Annotated in this window: 16 protein-coding genes; 8 read left to right on the plus strand and 8 right to left on the minus strand. The window is 69.0% G+C overall.

The genetic code is table 11. The features are described from left to right. Nucleotides 1-174: 174 nt before the first annotated feature. Nucleotides 175-2,124 (plus strand): DUF6311 domain-containing protein, encoded by a 1,950-nt coding sequence (locus tag CRP55_RS32965; protein WP_097325301.1) that lies wholly within the window; start codon nt 175-177, stop codon nt 2,122-2,124. Nucleotides 2,125-2,182: 58 nt separating this feature from the next. On the opposite strand, the gene CRP55_RS32970 is transcribed toward CRP55_RS32965, so the two are convergent. The 4 genes from CRP55_RS32970 to CRP55_RS32985 form a co-directional block, all read right to left on the minus strand. Next, the gene (locus CRP55_RS32970; protein WP_097325303.1) at nt 2,183-2,836 is read right to left on the minus strand and encodes a hypothetical protein; all 654 of its coding nucleotides are present in this window, start codon (nt 2,834-2,836) and stop codon (nt 2,183-2,185) included. Between the two features lie 106 nt (nt 2,837-2,942). Further along, nucleotides 2,943-3,671 (minus strand): CDP-alcohol phosphatidyltransferase family protein, encoded by a 729-nt coding sequence (locus CRP55_RS32975; protein ID WP_097325305.1) that lies wholly within the window; start codon nt 3,669-3,671, stop codon nt 2,943-2,945. Further along, nucleotides 3,646-4,707 (minus strand): iron-containing alcohol dehydrogenase family protein, encoded by a 1,062-nt coding sequence (locus CRP55_RS32980; RefSeq protein ID WP_097325307.1) that lies wholly within the window; start codon nt 4,705-4,707, stop codon nt 3,646-3,648. Before CRP55_RS32980 ends, CRP55_RS32975 begins: the two co-directional genes overlap by 26 nt. Then, a complete protein-coding gene (locus CRP55_RS32985; RefSeq protein WP_097325308.1) occupies nt 4,695-5,426 on the minus strand; it encodes a phosphocholine cytidylyltransferase family protein in 732 nt (243 codons plus the stop codon). Before CRP55_RS32985 ends, CRP55_RS32980 begins: the two co-directional genes overlap by 13 nt. A 112-nt stretch (nt 5,427-5,538) precedes the next feature. Between CRP55_RS32985 and CRP55_RS32990 the strand changes: the two genes are divergently transcribed. The 3 genes from CRP55_RS32990 to eccB all read left to right on the plus strand — a co-directional run bounded on the left by CRP55_RS32990 (nt 5,539) and on the right by eccB (nt 9,232). Next, complete coding sequence (locus CRP55_RS32990; RefSeq protein ID WP_097325310.1) at nt 5,539-6,633, plus strand: aminotransferase-like domain-containing protein; 1,095 nt, start codon at nt 5,539-5,541, stop codon at nt 6,631-6,633. A 76-nt stretch (nt 6,634-6,709) separates the two neighbouring features. After that, the gene (locus CRP55_RS32995) at nt 6,710-7,819 is read left to right on the plus strand and encodes a magnesium and cobalt transport protein CorA (protein WP_097325312.1); all 1,110 of its coding nucleotides are present in this window, start codon (nt 6,710-6,712) and stop codon (nt 7,817-7,819) included. A 30-nt stretch (nt 7,820-7,849) separates the two neighbouring features. After that, nucleotides 7,850-9,232 (plus strand): type VII secretion protein EccB, encoded by a 1,383-nt coding sequence (gene eccB, locus CRP55_RS33000; protein WP_097325314.1) that lies wholly within the window; start codon nt 7,850-7,852, stop codon nt 9,230-9,232. Here eccB and CRP55_RS33005 read toward each other — a convergent pair whose 3' ends face one another. Continuing rightward, the gene (locus CRP55_RS33005; RefSeq protein ID WP_245923535.1) at nt 9,233-9,838 is read right to left on the minus strand and encodes a hypothetical protein; all 606 of its coding nucleotides are present in this window, start codon (nt 9,836-9,838) and stop codon (nt 9,233-9,235) included. Nucleotides 9,839-10,002: 164 nt separating this feature from the next. Here CRP55_RS33005 and CRP55_RS33010 point away from each other — a divergent pair, with 164 nt between their 5' ends. Both CRP55_RS33010 and CRP55_RS33015 read left to right on the plus strand, forming a co-directional pair. Further along, on the plus strand, nt 10,003-10,533 hold the full coding sequence (locus CRP55_RS33010; protein ID WP_097325317.1) for a peptidylprolyl isomerase: 531 nt from the start codon (nt 10,003-10,005) through the stop codon (nt 10,531-10,533). A gap of 14 nt (nt 10,534-10,547) precedes the next feature. Then, entirely contained in the window at nt 10,548-11,459 is a 912-nt protein-coding gene (locus CRP55_RS33015) for a rhomboid family intramembrane serine protease (protein ID WP_097325319.1), read from the plus strand. On the opposite strand, the gene CRP55_RS33020 is transcribed toward CRP55_RS33015, so the two are convergent. Then, nucleotides 11,456-11,866 carry a PH domain-containing protein gene (locus CRP55_RS33020; protein ID WP_097325321.1) on the minus strand — a complete coding sequence of 137 codons (411 nt, stop codon included), beginning with the start codon at nt 11,864-11,866 and terminating at the stop codon, nt 11,456-11,458. The two genes, CRP55_RS33015 and CRP55_RS33020, sit on opposite strands and share 4 nt — an antisense overlap. 48 nt (nt 11,867-11,914) lie before the next feature. Here CRP55_RS33020 and CRP55_RS33025 point away from each other — a divergent pair, with 48 nt between their 5' ends. Beyond that, nucleotides 11,915-12,349 carry a hypothetical protein gene (locus CRP55_RS33025; RefSeq protein ID WP_097325322.1) on the plus strand — a complete coding sequence of 145 codons (435 nt, stop codon included), beginning with the start codon at nt 11,915-11,917 and terminating at the stop codon, nt 12,347-12,349. 130 nt (nt 12,350-12,479) lie between these two features. Here CRP55_RS33025 and CRP55_RS33030 read toward each other — a convergent pair whose 3' ends face one another. Together CRP55_RS33030 and CRP55_RS33035 are read right to left on the minus strand one after the other, a co-directional pair. Then, nucleotides 12,480-13,346, minus strand: a complete 867-nt coding sequence (locus CRP55_RS33030) for a transketolase family protein (protein ID WP_097325324.1) — start codon at nt 13,344-13,346, stop codon at nt 12,480-12,482. A gap of 3 nt (nt 13,347-13,349) precedes the next feature. Next, nucleotides 13,350-14,030 carry a thiamine pyrophosphate-binding protein gene (locus CRP55_RS33035; RefSeq protein ID WP_097325326.1) on the minus strand — a complete coding sequence of 227 codons (681 nt, stop codon included), beginning with the start codon at nt 14,028-14,030 and terminating at the stop codon, nt 13,350-13,352. A gap of 45 nt (nt 14,031-14,075) precedes the next feature. Here CRP55_RS33035 and soxR point away from each other — a divergent pair, with 45 nt between their 5' ends. Further along, a complete protein-coding gene (gene soxR, locus CRP55_RS33040) occupies nt 14,076-14,516 on the plus strand; it encodes a redox-sensitive transcriptional activator SoxR (protein ID WP_097325327.1) in 441 nt (146 codons plus the stop codon). Nucleotides 14,517-14,561: the final 45 nt, after the last annotated feature.

Consider the following 14,561-nt stretch of genomic DNA (forward strand, 5'->3'; position numbering starts at 1 on the left):
AACCGAAAGTTGAGCCCGGGCCGCCCGCTCATTTTTTGCCTGATTGAGACACAGGCGAGCTGGGTACTACATGTGGTTGCTTCGCGTCCGGATAGCCCCGTTCATATCGGCTCGGTCACGCATGCCCCGCTTGTCACTGCAACGTTACGGACCTCGGATAGGCTCGCCGACGCTATGACGATTACGGGTATTGACTCGACAGGCCAGTCGGCTGGCGGGAACGTGCTTCCGCCCCGTCAAGTGGGGAAGACCGAGGATCTCGACGCCGAGTTGGCGGCGCTCGGATCAGCCATCACCGAAGCGCCGGCACGTGACGCTGAACAGCCAAAACTCCGCCGCCTTCGTTTTACCGCCTGGCGAGATCTGCTGGCCTGCGCGACCTTCGTCGTCATCGCGCTGTACATCACCGCGCCACTCTGGCTCAATCTTGATCACCAGTTGCGTGATGATCCACAGGATCAGGCTTTCTTTGAGTGGATGATGGCGCATGGTGCGCGGGTGCTCACCGATGGCGCATATCCGTTCTTCTCCGATCGCTTGAATTACCCCGATGGGGTGAACATGATGGCCAACACCTCGGTGCTGGCCGTTTCGTTGCCGATGACACCGGTGACCCTTCTGTTCGGTCCCCATGTGGCGTTCAACGTATTTCTCACGCTGGCTTTGGCGATCACCGGCATCTCGTGGTATTTCGCTCTCTCGCGCCACTTCGTCAGTTCACGACTCGCGGCCTGGGTCGGCGCCCTGTTCTGCACGTTCGCGCCGAGCATGATTTCGCACGCCGGCGGCCACCCGAACATCGTCTCGCAATTCCTGGTGCCCTGGATCATCGTGCGCACCCTGCGCCTGCGTGAGCCCGGGCGCACGCTGCGAAACGGCCTGATCCTGGCCGGCCTGCTGATCTGGCAGGCCTTCATCAACCTCGAGATCCTCTTCATGACGGCGGTCGGCCTGGGCGTGTTCTGCCTGGTCATGGCCATCGCCCGGCGCAAGCGCCACCGCGGCGAGACCCGCCAGTTCGTCCGCGGGCTGGCCGTGGCCGGCACGGTGACGCTGGCGGTGCTGGCGTACCCGCTGGCCGTGCAGTTCTTCGGCCCGCAGAGCTACCACGGCCTTCCGCAGTTCGTGCGCAACTTCGGCGCCGACCTCGCGTCGTTCACGGCCTATTCGAGCCGTTCCGTCGCCGGCAATTCCGCCGTCGCCGCCGAGCTCGCGCAGAACCCGGCCGAGGAAAATGCGTTCTTCGGCTGGGGCCTGGTCATTCTGTTCTTCGGTTTGGTCGTCTGGATGCGCCGAACGGTCACCATCGTGACCCTCGGCGGGGTGGCGCTGCTGTTCGCGGCGATGTCGCTCGGACCGCGAATTTTCCTCAACGGCATCAACACCGGCATCCCCGGCATCTGGTCCGTTCTGCACAGCGTCCCGGTGCTCAACTCGGCCGTGCCGACCCGCTGGGCCATGGCCATCGCGCCCGTCGTCGGCATCATCCTGGCCCTCGGCTGCCAGCGGGCGGCCGACCTGATCAAGGCGCAGCCGGCCGCCCGCGGCCCGGTCCGCGTCGCCATGATCACCGCTGTGGCGATGGCCCTGGTCCCGCTCGCGCCGATCCAGCTGCAGACCACGCCGATGGCGCCGACCCCCGAGTTCGTCACGTCGGGCGCCTGGAAGCAGTTCGTCGACGACAATCACACCGTCGTCGCCCTGCCGCTGCCCGATTCGAGCTACCCCGACCCGCTGCGCTGGTCCGCCATCACCGGCCAGGACATGCGCATCGCCGGCGCGTACGCCCTGCTGCCCAACCAGAACCCGCTCAACCCGGCCGACCGCACCGCGATCTTCTCGCCGCCGTGGCGCCCGACGAGCGGCCTGATGGCCTCCATCCGCCAGGGCAACCCGATCCCCGAGATCACCGACACGCGCCGCGAGATGACACTGGCCGACCTGCGCTACTGGAAGGCCGCCGTCATCGTCCTGACCCCGCAGCTGCGCGACACCGAGATGCTGCGCGCCATGACCAACCTCCTCGGCTTCCAGCCCACCTGGACCGGCGGCGCCTGGGTCTGGGATGTCCGCCATCTGGTCGACGACCCGAACGCCGTCCTCACCGGCCCCGACATCAGCTGAAAACCCGGCGGCTCGCTCTGATCGGGCTGAGCCGCCGGGCTGGGCTTGAAAACCCTTCTCAGGCCAGCGCCCCACACGGCGAGCAACTGGGCCGGCCCGCCGGCTGCCAGAACCGCCACAGATGCGCCGGCGGCACCGGAATCTGCCATCCCGCCGTGTAGACCTTGAACACGCCACCGCTGTACGGGTTGTTGTGCGACGCGCTCAACATCGAGCCCGAGTGCAGGTTCTGAAACCGGAACTTGTACGGCTCGGTGTATTCGATGGCCGACCAGATGTGCCCGGCCGCCGAGCTTTGCTGCGCCGTATATCCGGGATAGGTGTTGGCCGCCCACCCCGACGGCGTGGTCGAGTTGCTGCTGAGCTCCCACACCTCGCCGCCGAAGTTCTGGTAGTTGACCAGCTTGCGGTTGGTGTCAAAGCCACTGGCGGTGCGCAGGTACCACCACTGGGCCGGCGTCGACACGTTGCACTTGGCCAGGTAGACCTTGTGCGTCCCCGACCCGGCGGGCGACTGGTCGGCGTTGGTGCTCAGGCACCACTTCACCCCGTCGTCGTGCCCCGAGCCACCGTCGTAGTAGTCGTTGACCAGCATGTACCAGCCGACACCGGGAATCGCCGCCTGTGCCGGCGCGGCCAGCCCGAGCGAGGCACAGACGGCGGCGAGCGCACCGGCGACCAGCAGACGGCCGGCCTTCAAGAACCGCTTCATCGATCTCCTTAGACGAAGGATCATCGATGCCTACGATGCGTGACCGGCCGAGTGCGCGCTGCCCCCTTCATGGACGGCCGAGTGAACACTCGGCCAACACGCGAGCTCAGCCGCGGAGGGCCTCGCGGGCGGAGAAGACGACGCTGGCGGCCAGGAAGGCGGCGTTGACCAGAGTGAAGAGGCCGATGAACCAGATCGTCCACTGTGGCGCCACGGCCAGCACGACGCCGGCCAGGGCGATCACGGCGCCGTAGTCGCGGACCAGCTTGACCACGCGGACCGGCAGGGAGCGGCTGGTGACCATGCTGGCCGCCTGGGCGCCGGACTGCATGACCGAGGTGACCAGGTTGACCATCCAGGTGCCGGCGAACGCGGCCAGCAGCCAGGCCGGGGTGTCCGGCACCTGCGCCTCCGCGGTCGCGGCGATCGCGGCGACCAGGGAGATCTGCACGGCCACGTCGCACAGCACGTCGAGGCGGCCGCCGGCCGCGCTGGTCTGGCCGGTGACCCGGGCGAGCTGCCCGTCGGCGCAGTCGAACGCGTACGCCAATTGCCAGCCGACCAGCGCGAGAAGACCGATCGGCCAGGCCCAGACGTCGCCGTCCGCGACCGGGCCGGCCGCCGCGACCACGACGAACGAGACCAGGCAGCCGAGACCGAGGTTGAGCACGGTGAGCACCGACGGCGCGATCTTGTGCTTGTACGCCTGCACCGCGATCCGGGCGCCGATGTGCTGGCTGAGGCCCTCGCTGAACAGGCCGCCGCCGCGGTTGACCGCGTAGTAGTCGGCGGCCGTGGGGGCGGTGGAGTCAGTGGGCGGCGACTGCTTCGACATATGTGGCCAGCTTTCGGCTGATCTCGTCGGGGGACATGGCGAGGTGCTCGAGGATCGTGTAGCGGTCGGGGCGGGTGCGCGGGGCGAACACCACAGCCTCGACGAACTGCTCGTGGGTGAGCCCGACATCCGACGGCACCCGGGGCAGGTGATGCCGTCCGAGACAGTCGGCCATCTGAGCGAAGCGCCGCTCGTCGCCGCGCAGGAACGTGCAGAACAGGGCGCCCAGCCCGGCCAGCTCACCGTGCGAACCGGTGCCCGGGAAGAGCGAGTCGACGGCGTGCATGATCTCGTGACAGCCACCGCTGGCCGGACGGCTGTCGCCGTAGACCGCCATCGCGAGACCGCTGGCGATCAGCGCCTCGGCGAGAACCGTCGCGAAGGCGTCGTCGGTGAGGTCGCCCGGCATGGTGAGCACGGCTTCGGCGCCCATCCGGGCCAGCGACGCGGCCAGACCGTCGAACGGCTCACCGCGCACTTCCCGGCCGAGCTCCCAGTCGGCCAGAGCGCTGATGTTGCTGATCGCGTCGCCGATGCCGCCCCGGTTGACCCGGTCCGGTCCGGTTTCGACGAAGTCGAGGTCGACGATGACACCGAACGGGATGTGCACCCCGTACGAGCCCTTGATGCCATCGTTGATCAGGCTGGCCACCGGGGAGGCGATGCCGTCGTTGGCCAGGCTGGTGGCGACCGAGATCATGGGCAGACCCCAGCGATTGGCCGCGTATTTGGCCACGTCGACTGTCGTGCCTCCGCCGATGCCGACCACCGCGTCGTAGTGACCGGCCCGCAATTTGGCCGCCAGCTCGAGCGCCGCGTCCAGGGTGCCACCACTGGTGGAGAAGACGTCGGCCGAGCGCAGCGAGGGGCGGATCAGCTCGACGATCCGCTCGCCCAGGCCGGGACCGACCACCACGGCCACGTCGCCGCCGGCCGAAACGCGGCCGTCGGCCAGGATCTGCCCGAGGTCGGCCACGGCGCCGCGCCGGACGATGATGTGCAGCGGCGCCTGGACGCTGCGGGCTAGTAGCGGCATGCGATGTCCCGGGCCTTGGCCAGGTCGTCGTGGTTGTCGACCTCGACCCACGACACCTCGCCGATGGTGGCGGCGCGGACCTCGCCGCCCCGGTTCGCGTACTCCTGGAAGCCGTCCTCGTAGTAGAGGTTCGGGTCGCGCTCCCAGGTCGTCTTGAGCGCGTCGGCCAGCTCGGCCGCGGCCGAGGCCTCGATGATGTTGGCACCGATGTACTCGCCGAAGGCGTCGCCGGGCTCCATCAGCTTCGTAATCTTGGTGAGCTGTCCATCCGGACTGAAGACGGTCTTCATCTCCTCGTCAGCCAGCTTCTTCAGATTGTCGATGGCGAGCAGGATGCTCGGGCCACGGTGATCGAGGAGGGTCTGTTCGACGCTGACCGGGTGAACGGTGTCTCCATTGACCATCAACGCGCCCTGCGCGAAGTGGTCACGGGCGAGCCAGAGCGAGTAGGCGTTGTTCCATTCCTCGGCTTTGTCGTTGTGCACGAGGGTGATTTTCACGCCGTACTTGCTCTCGAAGCCGGCGACGCGCTCCTCGACGGCGCTCGCGCGGTATCCGACGACGATCGTCACGTCCGGCAGGCCCGCGGCCGCGAGGTTGCGCAGCGCGATGTCCATGATCGTGGTGTCCCCGTCCACCGGGACGAGGGCCTTGGGCAGCGTGTCCGTGTACGGACGGAGTCTGCGCCCGGCGCCGGCGGCGAGGATGAGGCCGATCATGAAGGTGTCTCCTAAATCTTCTTAAAGGCAGCACAATACGGCCCTTGTCCCACAGCCCGGACCGCGCGAGGCAGACGAAAATTCTATAGAGGCTGCTCGTAAGCTTGTCAGCATGACCGCTGAGCAGCTGATCTCCTTCGCCCGTGGCGCTCCGTCGCTGGACATCATCGACGTCGAGGGCCTCAAGGCCGCCGCCGCGCGCGCCTTCGACGCCGACCCCGCCGGCGTGACCGCTTACGGCACGTCCGTCGGTTACGTCCCGCTGCGCAAGTGGATCGCCGAGAAGCACAACGTCTCGGCCGATCAGGTCATCGTCACCAACGGCTCCCTTCAGGCCGACGCGTTCCTCTTCAACCACCTGGTCCAGCCGGGCGACGACGTCGTGGTGGAGAAGCCGACGTACGACCGCACGCTGCTCAGCCTGCAGAACCTCGGCGCCAAGGTGCACCAGGTGACCCTGCAGTCCGACGGCATCGACGTCGACGAGCTGCGCACCCTGCTCGAGTCCGGCGTGCGCCCCAAGCTCGCGCACATCATCCCGAACTACCAGAACCCGGCCGGCATCACGCTCTCGGTCTCCAAGCGCCGCGCCCTGCTCGCGCTGGCCGTCGAGTTCGGTTTCACCATCTTCGAGGACGACCCGTACGTCGACATCCGGTTCCGCGGCGACGCGCTGCCGTCGATGCTGTCCATGGACAGTGACAACGCGGTCGTGCACGCCTCCAGCTTCACCAAGACGGTCTGCCCCGGCGTCCGGGTCGGATATCTGGTCGGCCCGGCCGCGCTGATCGACGCGATCGCCAAGAAGGCCACCAACCTGTACATCTCGCCCGGTATGGTCTCCGAGGCGATCGTGCACCAATTCTGCGTCTCGGGCGACATCGAGCGCTCGGTGCAGACCGTGAGCACGGCGCTCGGCGAGCGGGCCCAGGTGCTGGCCGAGTCGCTGCGCAAGCACATCCCGGGCGCCACCTTCACCGAGCCCGACGGTGGATACTTCCTCTGGGTCGACCTGCCGGACGATGTCGACGTGGACAAGCTGTTCCCGGCCGCCATGAAAAAGGGCGTCGCGGTCGTCAAGGGCAGCGACTTCCTGCTCGAGGGCGGCAACCACTCGCTGCGCCTGGCGTACTCGGCTGTCACCGTCGACCAGATCGACGAGGGTGTGCGCCGGATCGCCGCCGCCATCGAAGAGGTACGTGCCTGACGCGGCAGACATCAACGTCGACCGGGCGGGTACGTTTCACCCTTGCCCGGTCGACGTTTGTGTGGGGGAGGTTCAGATGAGCGATCGCGAACGGAACAGGCCGCTCTCGCGAGCCCTCGCCGCACCCTTGCGGGCGATGAACAGGGTGCTCGGCGCCGCCGACAGCCCCAACGGCGCCCTCACCGGTCACGGCGCGGGCAGCGCCGTGGTCGACTGCGCGGTCTACGTGGCCGGGCAGCGCCAGCCCGGCGACCACTCACCCGACGAGGCGCTCAAGGTCGCCTGCTCGCAGGAGAACGCCTTCGTCTGGCTCGGCCTGCACGAGCCGGGCGAGGAGGAGATGGCGGCCATCGCCCGGACGTACGGCCTGCACGAGCTGGCCGTCGAGGACGCGGTCAAGGCCGAGCAGCGCCCCAAACTGGAAAACTTCGGCTCGGTGCACTTCCTGGTCATGCGCACTGCCCGCTACGTGCCGCACAGCCAGCTCACCGAGACCTCGCAGGTCGTCGAGACCGGCCAGATGATGATCTTCGTGGGTGAGCAGTTCGTCATCACGGTCCGCCACGGCGACGCCTCCGAGATGGGCTCGGTCCGCGCCGACCTCGAGTCGAGCCGGGCCGACCTGCTCGAGCAGGGCCCGTGGGCGGTGGCGTACGCGGTGACCGACCGGGTCGTCGACCACTACGTGGCCGTCGCCGACAAGGTGGAGGTCGACCTCGACCAGATCGAGGAGGGCGTCTTCGCCCGCGACCAGGCCAGCCCGATTCCGGCCATCTACCAGATGAAGCGGGAGCTGGTGGAGTTCCGCCGCGCGGTGACGCCGCTGCAGCGCCCGCTGGCCATGATCGTGGCGCTGGTGCCCAAGCGCATCGGCAAGTACTTCCGCGACGTCCAGGACCACCTCACCCGTACGGTCGAGCAGGTGTCCTCGTTCGACGATCTGCTCAACTCGATCCTGCAGGCCCGGCTGGCCCAGGTCACGGTCGACCAGAACAACGACATGCGCAAGATCGCCGCGTGGGCGGCCATCGCGACGGTGTGGACCGCCGGCGCCGGCATCTACGGGATGAACTTCAAGTTCATGCCCGAGCTCGACTGGCAGTACGGATATCCGGCGTGGTGGACGGTCATCCTGATCATTTCGGTGCTGCTCTACCGCGCGCTGCGGCGCAGCGGCTGGCTGTAACAGATAGACAGCGGCCCCTAGAGTGACAGGGTGCCGTCGCGTCAGGACCAGCTCCACTCGTACCAGTACTCGCTGCAGCGAGTGGTGGCCGCGCTGGTCACTCACGACCCCGATCCGCAGCGCTCGCCGCTGCGCCGGGCCGGCACGACCGCGCTGGTCAGCCTGCTGATCGCCGCCCTCGCGGTGCTGGCCGCCACGATCTACGGCATCTTCACCGGCAACAGCAACGTCAGCCCGAAGGACGCGAGCGTCGTCTTCCAGGAGAAAGGCACCGGCGCCCGGTTCGTCTATTCGGAGGCCGACAGTCGGCTGCACCCGGTCCTCAACTACGCCTCCGGCCTGCTGCTGGCCAACGCCGAGGCGCCCGAGATGAAGGGCATCTCGTCGGAGAAACTGGCCACCGTGCCGCTCGGCGACCCGCTCGGCATCCCGGACGCGCCCGATTCCCTGCCCGGCAAGAAGGCGCTGCTGACCGAGCGCTGGTCGGTCTGCACCGACAACACGTCCGGCGCGCCGCTGAGCACGCTGCTGGCCGGGGTCCGGATCACCGACGGCACCGTGCTCGCGCAGAAGGGCCAGGCCCTGCTGGTGAGCGACCCCGGCGACCGGACCTACCTGATCTTCGGCAACCGGCGCTTCGCCATCCCCGCGGGCCGGGTCGACGTCACGCTGAACGCGCTGCGCCTCGGCGCCCAGTCGCCCTGGCCGGTCTCGGTGGCCTGGATCAACGCCGTGCCGGCCGGCCCCGACCTGGTCGCACCACGGATCGCCGGCGTCGGCGGCAACTCGGCCGGCAGCGACTTCCGGGTCGGCCAGCTGGTCACCGACGGGCGGCAGGTGGCGGTGATCCTGGCCGACGGCAAGGCCGTGCTGACCGAGATGCAGGCCGCCCTGATGCGCACGGTGCCGGGCCGTCAAGAGCCGATCGCGGTCGGCAACGACTTCCTGAGCATCCCGACGTCACAGACGCGGGTGAGTGACGCCGGCGACCCGGACGGGTTACCGCCGGCCGTGCCCGCCCTGACCGACGGCACCCCGGCCAAGGCCTGCATCACCCTGCCGGTCGACAAGGCCGGCGACGGCATCCGGATCGACCCGGCCACACCGCAGGGTCTGGCCGTGGCCGGCATCCCCGGCGCGGACAACAGCGTGCGGGCCGACCGGGTCTTCGTCGAACGCGGCAAAGGCGCGGTCACTGCCCTGGCCGCCTCGTCGACCGCACCGGCCGGCTCCGGCACGGTCAGCGTCGTCACCGACACCGGCCGGCAATATCCGCTGGCCAACCGCGCCCTGCTGACCAAGTTGGGATACGGCGGGGTCCGGCCGCAGCAGATCCCGTCCGAGCTGATCTCGCTCATGCCGATGGGCCCGGCGCTGGATCCAGCGCGGGCCCGTCAGACATCTCCGCAGTAGCTACAGGCCCTTCGGCGCCGGGTTCGGCACCGTGCCGTTCGGCGACGACGTGTAGGCCTGCGGCTCGTCCGGCTCGAAGGCGGCGTCGTCCGCGCCCGCGTTCCGGCTGGTGGTCAGCGGGGCGGCCGGCTCGTACTCGTCCCACTGGGCGGCCCGGCGGCGCTTGTTCACGTACGCCGCGCCGACGCCCACGGCCGCGCCGAGCAGCGCGAACCCGAGAAGCTTGGAACCACGGCCCTTGCTCTGCTTGCGAGCCAGGGTCTTGTTCGCGCGCTTCTGGAGCTTCTTGGCGTCCTTCTTGTTCTGCTTCGCGCTCTTCTTGGCCGAGCGCTTGCTGACCTTGCCGGCCTGCTTCACGTTGTCGCTCGCGGCCGCGACCAGTGGAGTGATGGTCGCCACGGCGCTGCCCCACCCGCTCGACGCGGCGTCCTTGGCCTTGACGGCGGCCGGCTGCACGCGGTCGACGGCGGCGCTGATCGTCGGGCCCACGGTCGCGCTGGTCTCCTGCGCCGCCAGCGTCGCCGCGCGCTTGAAGTGGTCCACGCCCTGCCCGAGCTCGTTCTTCATCCGCCGGTTACGGCGCTTACGGCGCATCGTTGCCAACACCAGTGCCCACCTCCTGTGGCTCTCTCCCACGTCATCGTGCCCTGCTTCGGTACCCCCGCGCTGCCGCTTTCAGACACATGGGGGAGGATCCGAACTGCAAAGAACTGTCCAATCGCCCCCTGAGAGGTACCTGTGGGGCGACCGTGACACAGACAGGAGTACCCGTGGCCGAGACGCTTTACGCCACCCTGCACACCAACCATGGCCCGATCCGGCTTCAGCTCTTCCCGGACCACGCCCCGGCGACCGTGCGCAACTTCGTGGAGCTCGCGGAGGGCACGAAGGACTACGTCGACCCGCGCACCGGCCAGAAGGGCAACGGCCCGTACTACGACGGCACGATCTCGCACCGGGTCATCGCCGGCTTCATGATCCAGCTCGGCGACCCGACCGGCACCGGCCGTGGCGGCCCGGGCTTCCAGTTCGCCGACGAGTTCCACCCGGAGCTCCAGTTCGACCGCCCGTACCTGCTCGCCATGGCGAACGCCGGCCCGGGCACGAACGGCTCGCAGTTCTTCATCACGGTGGCCCCGACCCCGCACCTCAACCGTCGGCACACCATCTTCGGCCAGGTCGCGGACGAGCAGTCGGCCAAGGTCGTCGACTCGATCGCGGGCACGCCGACCGGCCCCGGCGACCGTCCCCGCGAGGACGTCGTCGTGGAGCGGGTGGAAATCGAGCGGGTGCAGGCCTGAAGTACCGTTGATACATGAGTGAGGCTCCCTCGACGGTCCCGGTCTGCTACCGCCATCCGTCGCGGGAGACCTACATCCGGTGCACCCGATGTGACCGGCCGATCTGCCCCGATTGCATGAACGAGGCGTCCGTCGGTCACCAGTGCCCGGAGTGTGTCGCGGAGGGCAAGCGAAGCCAGCGGCCGGCGCGTACCGCCTTCGGCGGCAGCCGCGCCGGTACCGCGGGCTACGTGACCCGCACGCTGATCGGCATCAACGTGGCCGTGATGGCCCTCTCGGCGATCCTGGGCGGGGCCACGGCCCTGGCCGGGAACGGCGGCTGGTTCGGCCTCATGGGCTCGGAGACCCCGCTCACCCGGTGGGGCGAGGTGCTGGGCTACGCCCCGTACACCCTCGGTGGTGATCCGCACGGCATCGCCGCCGGCGAGTGGTGGCGGCTCGTCACCGCGATGTTCCTGCACTACGGCCTGCTGCACCTGGCGCTGAACATGTGGCTGCTCTGGCAGCTCGGGCGCTACCTCGAGGTCCAGTTCGGCCCGTTGCGCTTCGCCGCGATCTACCTGCTGGCCGGTCTCGGCGGCAACGTCGCGGCCTACCTGTTCACCCCGCAGAACCAGCCCGCCGCGGGCGCCTCGACGGCCATCTTCGGCCTGTTCCTGGCCATGATCGTGGTGAACAGGCGACTCAAACGCGACATCAGCCAGCTCATCCCGCTGCTGGTGGTCAACCTGATCTTCACCTTCGCCGTGCCGAACGTGTCGATCGCCGGCCACCTGGGCGGCCTGGTCATCGGCGGCGCGGTCGCGTTCGTCCTGGCCTACGCCCCGATGCGCAACCGCAGCCGAATCCAGCTCGCCGGCAGCGCGGCCGTGCTGGTGGTGCTGCTGATCGCCGCGGTCGTACGAACCCAGATGCTGCTCGGCTAGCTGGTCCTGACCCTGAGGTCGGCCAGGGCGGTGGCGACCTCCTCGGGCTCGGTGCCCAGGTCGTGGGTGCTGAAAAGGTAGATGGCGTCGCCCGCGTCCAGCTCGAGCATCTCGCTGCGCAGGCCCCGATGGGTGCGGCGATCGACCCGTACCCTCTCGATTTGATCCCAGAGCAGGCGGCGACGGCGCGCGAAGCCGGAGACCACCGTGACCCCCGACGGATCCGCCGCCAGGCGGACCGGCGCGATCAGATCGCGCAGGGCCCAGACGGCCAGGGCGACCGCGACGATCGCGCCGAGCGCCCACCGAATCGGGTCGTTCCCGGCGAAAGCCAGCGCCAGCACCACGACGGCGACCGCGCCCATCAGCTTCGAGACCGGGAGGACCGGCTTCACACGCCACTGCATGACCCAACTATGCAGTGACTTCCTCGCGCCGGCACCGTTGAACGCCGTATGGACGTGTTCTCCCGTACGTTCCTCCCCGCCGCCGCCGAGGCCGGTGTCGCCATCCCGACCGTGAGCCGGCACATGCCGATCTTCCGCCGGTGCATCGAGCCGGACGAGAAAACCGTGCTGGTCAGCCGATGTCTGCGGCCGGACGCGCCGATGGCCGGCGAGTTCATGCTGGTGCTGACATATCGCCGCCTGGTGGTGACCCAGGAGACGAAGGTGCTGCACCGGCTGAAGTTGCATCTCAACACCAACCTGAGGCATCTCAGCAACGTCTCGTGGCAGCCGGAGCCGCAGCGCTCCACTGTGGATGTGACGGCCACCGCGGTCGACGGGGTGCGAGAGCGCTTCCGCATGCGGCTGAGCAGCCCGAAGGCCGTAATCCACTTCGACAAGCTGCTCCAGAACGTGTTCCGGCCACGCGCCATCGCGGCTTGAGGGCTCGCAGGATCGCGGCGACGAAGCGCGCGGTCGCGGCCCGGAGCGTCGCGGCCCCGAGCGTCGCGGCCCCGAGCGTCGCGGCTCCGAGCGTCGCGGCCCCGAGCGTCGCGGCCCCGAGCGTCGCGGCTTAGAGGAATGCGCTGATCGAGGCGCGCAATCCGGCCGCGTCCAAACCGTGCGCTCTCGCGTGGTCGCGCCAACTGCCGTACCGCCGTACCTCCGCCCGGCCCACGCCCAGATGCAGCGCGCGATGCGGCAGGCCCGTCAGGGCCGCGCTGACCGCCGCCGCCGAGGTTCCCGCCAGGTAGGGCTCGACCATGATCACCTCATGCTCGGTGAGGGCGCGCAGGCCGTCCGCGTCGAGCGGGCGTGGCGTGTTCGTGTAGGCCACGGTGACGTCCATGCCGCGGGTCGCCTCCAGCACTGGATCGAGCAGCGGCCCGACCGCCACGACCAGCGGGCCGCCAAGCCTGAGGGTTATGAGGCGATTTGCCGCAGTGTGCGCCTGGCGATTCTCCTGCATGCCGAGCCGCACATAGACCCGATCATCGTGCCGCGCGGCGTCCCGCAACAGCGCCGGCACCTCGTCGCGGTGACCCGGCACGTGCACGGTCCAGCCGTCGAGCGTGTCCAGCAGCGCCACGTCGCCCGGCGACTGGTGCGTGTAGCCCTCGGCCGCCGCGTCGTAGGAGCCGCCGATGCTGACCAGCACCGCGCCCACGTCCTGATGACCGAGGTCCAACTTCACTTGCTCGTACGCCCGGTCGATGAGAAACGGGGCATACGAGTGCACGAACGGCCGCATCCCGGTCAGCGCCAGCCCACCGGCGACACCGGTCATGAGCTGCTCCCGGATGCCGACGTTGATCACGCGGTCGGGGTGGCGGCGCCGGGCCGGGTCGAAGGGCTCGGCCGAGATGTCGGCCAGCACCAGGGCGGTGCGCGGGTCGTCGGCCAGCAGTTGCGTGGTGGTGTCGATGAACGTTTGCCGCATTTCTCAGCTCCCCTTCTTCTCGACGGTCGCGATGACCAGATTCGGGCGGTCGTGCGTGTTCTGAAGGGCGCACTCGATCTCGCCGTGGTCGTGCCCGTCGACGATCGCGACGTCCCATCCGACGAACCGGGCGGCGATCCCGCCCGGCCAGCCGTGTGTGGCCGACTGGTTGTCGATCACGATGGCGGTCAGCGGCAGGCGGGTCGCACCGGCGTACGCGATGGCCTCGTGGTTGGAGCCCTCGTCCAGCTCGGCGTCGCCGACCAGCACGAAGGTCCGGGTGTCCTGGAAGCCCTGCGCCCGCAGGCCGAGCGCGGTGCCGACGGCCAGACCGAGCCCGTGCCCGAGTGAGCCGGTGCCGACCTCGACGCCCGGGATCCGCACGCGGTCCGGGTGGTGGCCGAGCGGGCTGTCCCATCCACCGAGGTCGTCGAGCGCCGACTCCGGGATGAAGCCCTTGGCCGCCAGCACGGCGTAGTAGGCGGCCGGCCCGTGCCCCTTGGAGAGCAGGAACCGGTCGCGGCCGGGATCGTCGGCAGTCTCCGGGGAAACTCTCAGGACCCGGTCGTAGAGGACCCAGAGCACGTCGAGCGTCGAGTGTGCGCTCGGCGCGTGCTTCTCGTCGCCGGTCAGCCGCCGCAACAGCGGACGGAGCCGGTCGGTGTGCATCGCGGTGACTGTCATGAGGATAGGCTGCAAGTTGAAGTTCACTTCAACTCAAGGACCCTCATGGAGACCCTGACCATAGGCGACTTCGCGGCCCGCAGCGGCGTGGCGCCCTCGGCCCTGCGCTACTACGAGCGCGAGGGCCTGATCCGCTCCACCCGCACCGGCGGCAACCAGCGCCGCTACGACCGCGCCGAGCTGAGGCGGGTCGCCTTCATCCGCATCGCCCAGCAGGTCGGCGTCTCGCTGGAGGAGATAAGAACGGCTTTGGCCGATCTCCCGGAGAACAGGACACCCACCAAAGCGGACTGGGCCAAGCTGTCCGCGCACTGGCGCCACCGCCTGGACGAGAAGATCGCCTTGATGGAGCGCCTCCGCGACCAGCTGACCGGCTGCATCGGCTGCGGTTGCCTCTCCCTGCACCGCTGCAAGCTCATCAACCCGGGCGACCGCTTCGCCTCCGACGGCACCGGCCCCCAGGTCCTGCTGAACCCCGCCCCGTAACGATCCCGGCGCCCACTTCCGAGTGACCCGTCTGCACGCCGTGCC

Origin of the sequence: Paractinoplanes atraurantiacus, from assembly GCF_900215205.1 — a bacterium.
Lineage (GTDB): Bacteria > Actinomycetota > Actinomycetes > Mycobacteriales > Micromonosporaceae > Actinoplanes > Actinoplanes atraurantiacus.

What these genes read in the sequence shown, in the direction of transcription:
- CRP55_RS32985 (WP_097325308.1), bottom strand. Translation starts at nt 5,426, where the DNA reads ATGATCGGCCTCATCCTCGCCGCCGGCGCCGGGCGCAGACTCCGTCCG.
- CRP55_RS32970 (WP_097325303.1), bottom strand. Translation starts at nt 2,836, where the DNA reads ATGAAGCGGTTCTTGAAGGCCGGCCGTCTGCTGGTCGCCGGTGCGCTC.
- CRP55_RS33035 (WP_097325326.1), bottom strand. Translation starts at nt 14,030, where the DNA reads ATGACAGTCACCGCGATGCACACCGACCGGCTCCGTCCGCTGTTGCGG.
- CRP55_RS33015 (WP_097325319.1), top strand. Translation starts at nt 10,548, where the DNA reads ATGAGTGAGGCTCCCTCGACGGTCCCGGTCTGCTACCGCCATCCGTCG.
- CRP55_RS33020 (WP_097325321.1), bottom strand. Translation starts at nt 11,866, where the DNA reads ATGCAGTGGCGTGTGAAGCCGGTCCTCCCGGTCTCGAAGCTGATGGGC.
- CRP55_RS32995 (WP_097325312.1), top strand. Translation starts at nt 6,710, where the DNA reads ATGAGCGATCGCGAACGGAACAGGCCGCTCTCGCGAGCCCTCGCCGCA.
- CRP55_RS32975 (WP_097325305.1), bottom strand. Translation starts at nt 3,671, where the DNA reads ATGTCGAAGCAGTCGCCGCCCACTGACTCCACCGCCCCCACGGCCGCC.
- CRP55_RS32980 (WP_097325307.1), bottom strand. Translation starts at nt 4,707, where the DNA reads ATGCCGCTACTAGCCCGCAGCGTCCAGGCGCCGCTGCACATCATCGTC.
- CRP55_RS32990 (WP_097325310.1), top strand. Translation starts at nt 5,539, where the DNA reads ATGACCGCTGAGCAGCTGATCTCCTTCGCCCGTGGCGCTCCGTCGCTG.
- soxR (WP_097325327.1), top strand. Translation starts at nt 14,076, where the DNA reads ATGGAGACCCTGACCATAGGCGACTTCGCGGCCCGCAGCGGCGTGGCG.
- CRP55_RS33030 (WP_097325324.1), bottom strand. Translation starts at nt 13,346, where the DNA reads ATGCGGCAAACGTTCATCGACACCACCACGCAACTGCTGGCCGACGAC.
- CRP55_RS33025 (WP_097325322.1), top strand. Translation starts at nt 11,915, where the DNA reads ATGGACGTGTTCTCCCGTACGTTCCTCCCCGCCGCCGCCGAGGCCGGT.
- CRP55_RS32965 (WP_097325301.1), top strand. Translation starts at nt 175, where the DNA reads ATGACGATTACGGGTATTGACTCGACAGGCCAGTCGGCTGGCGGGAAC.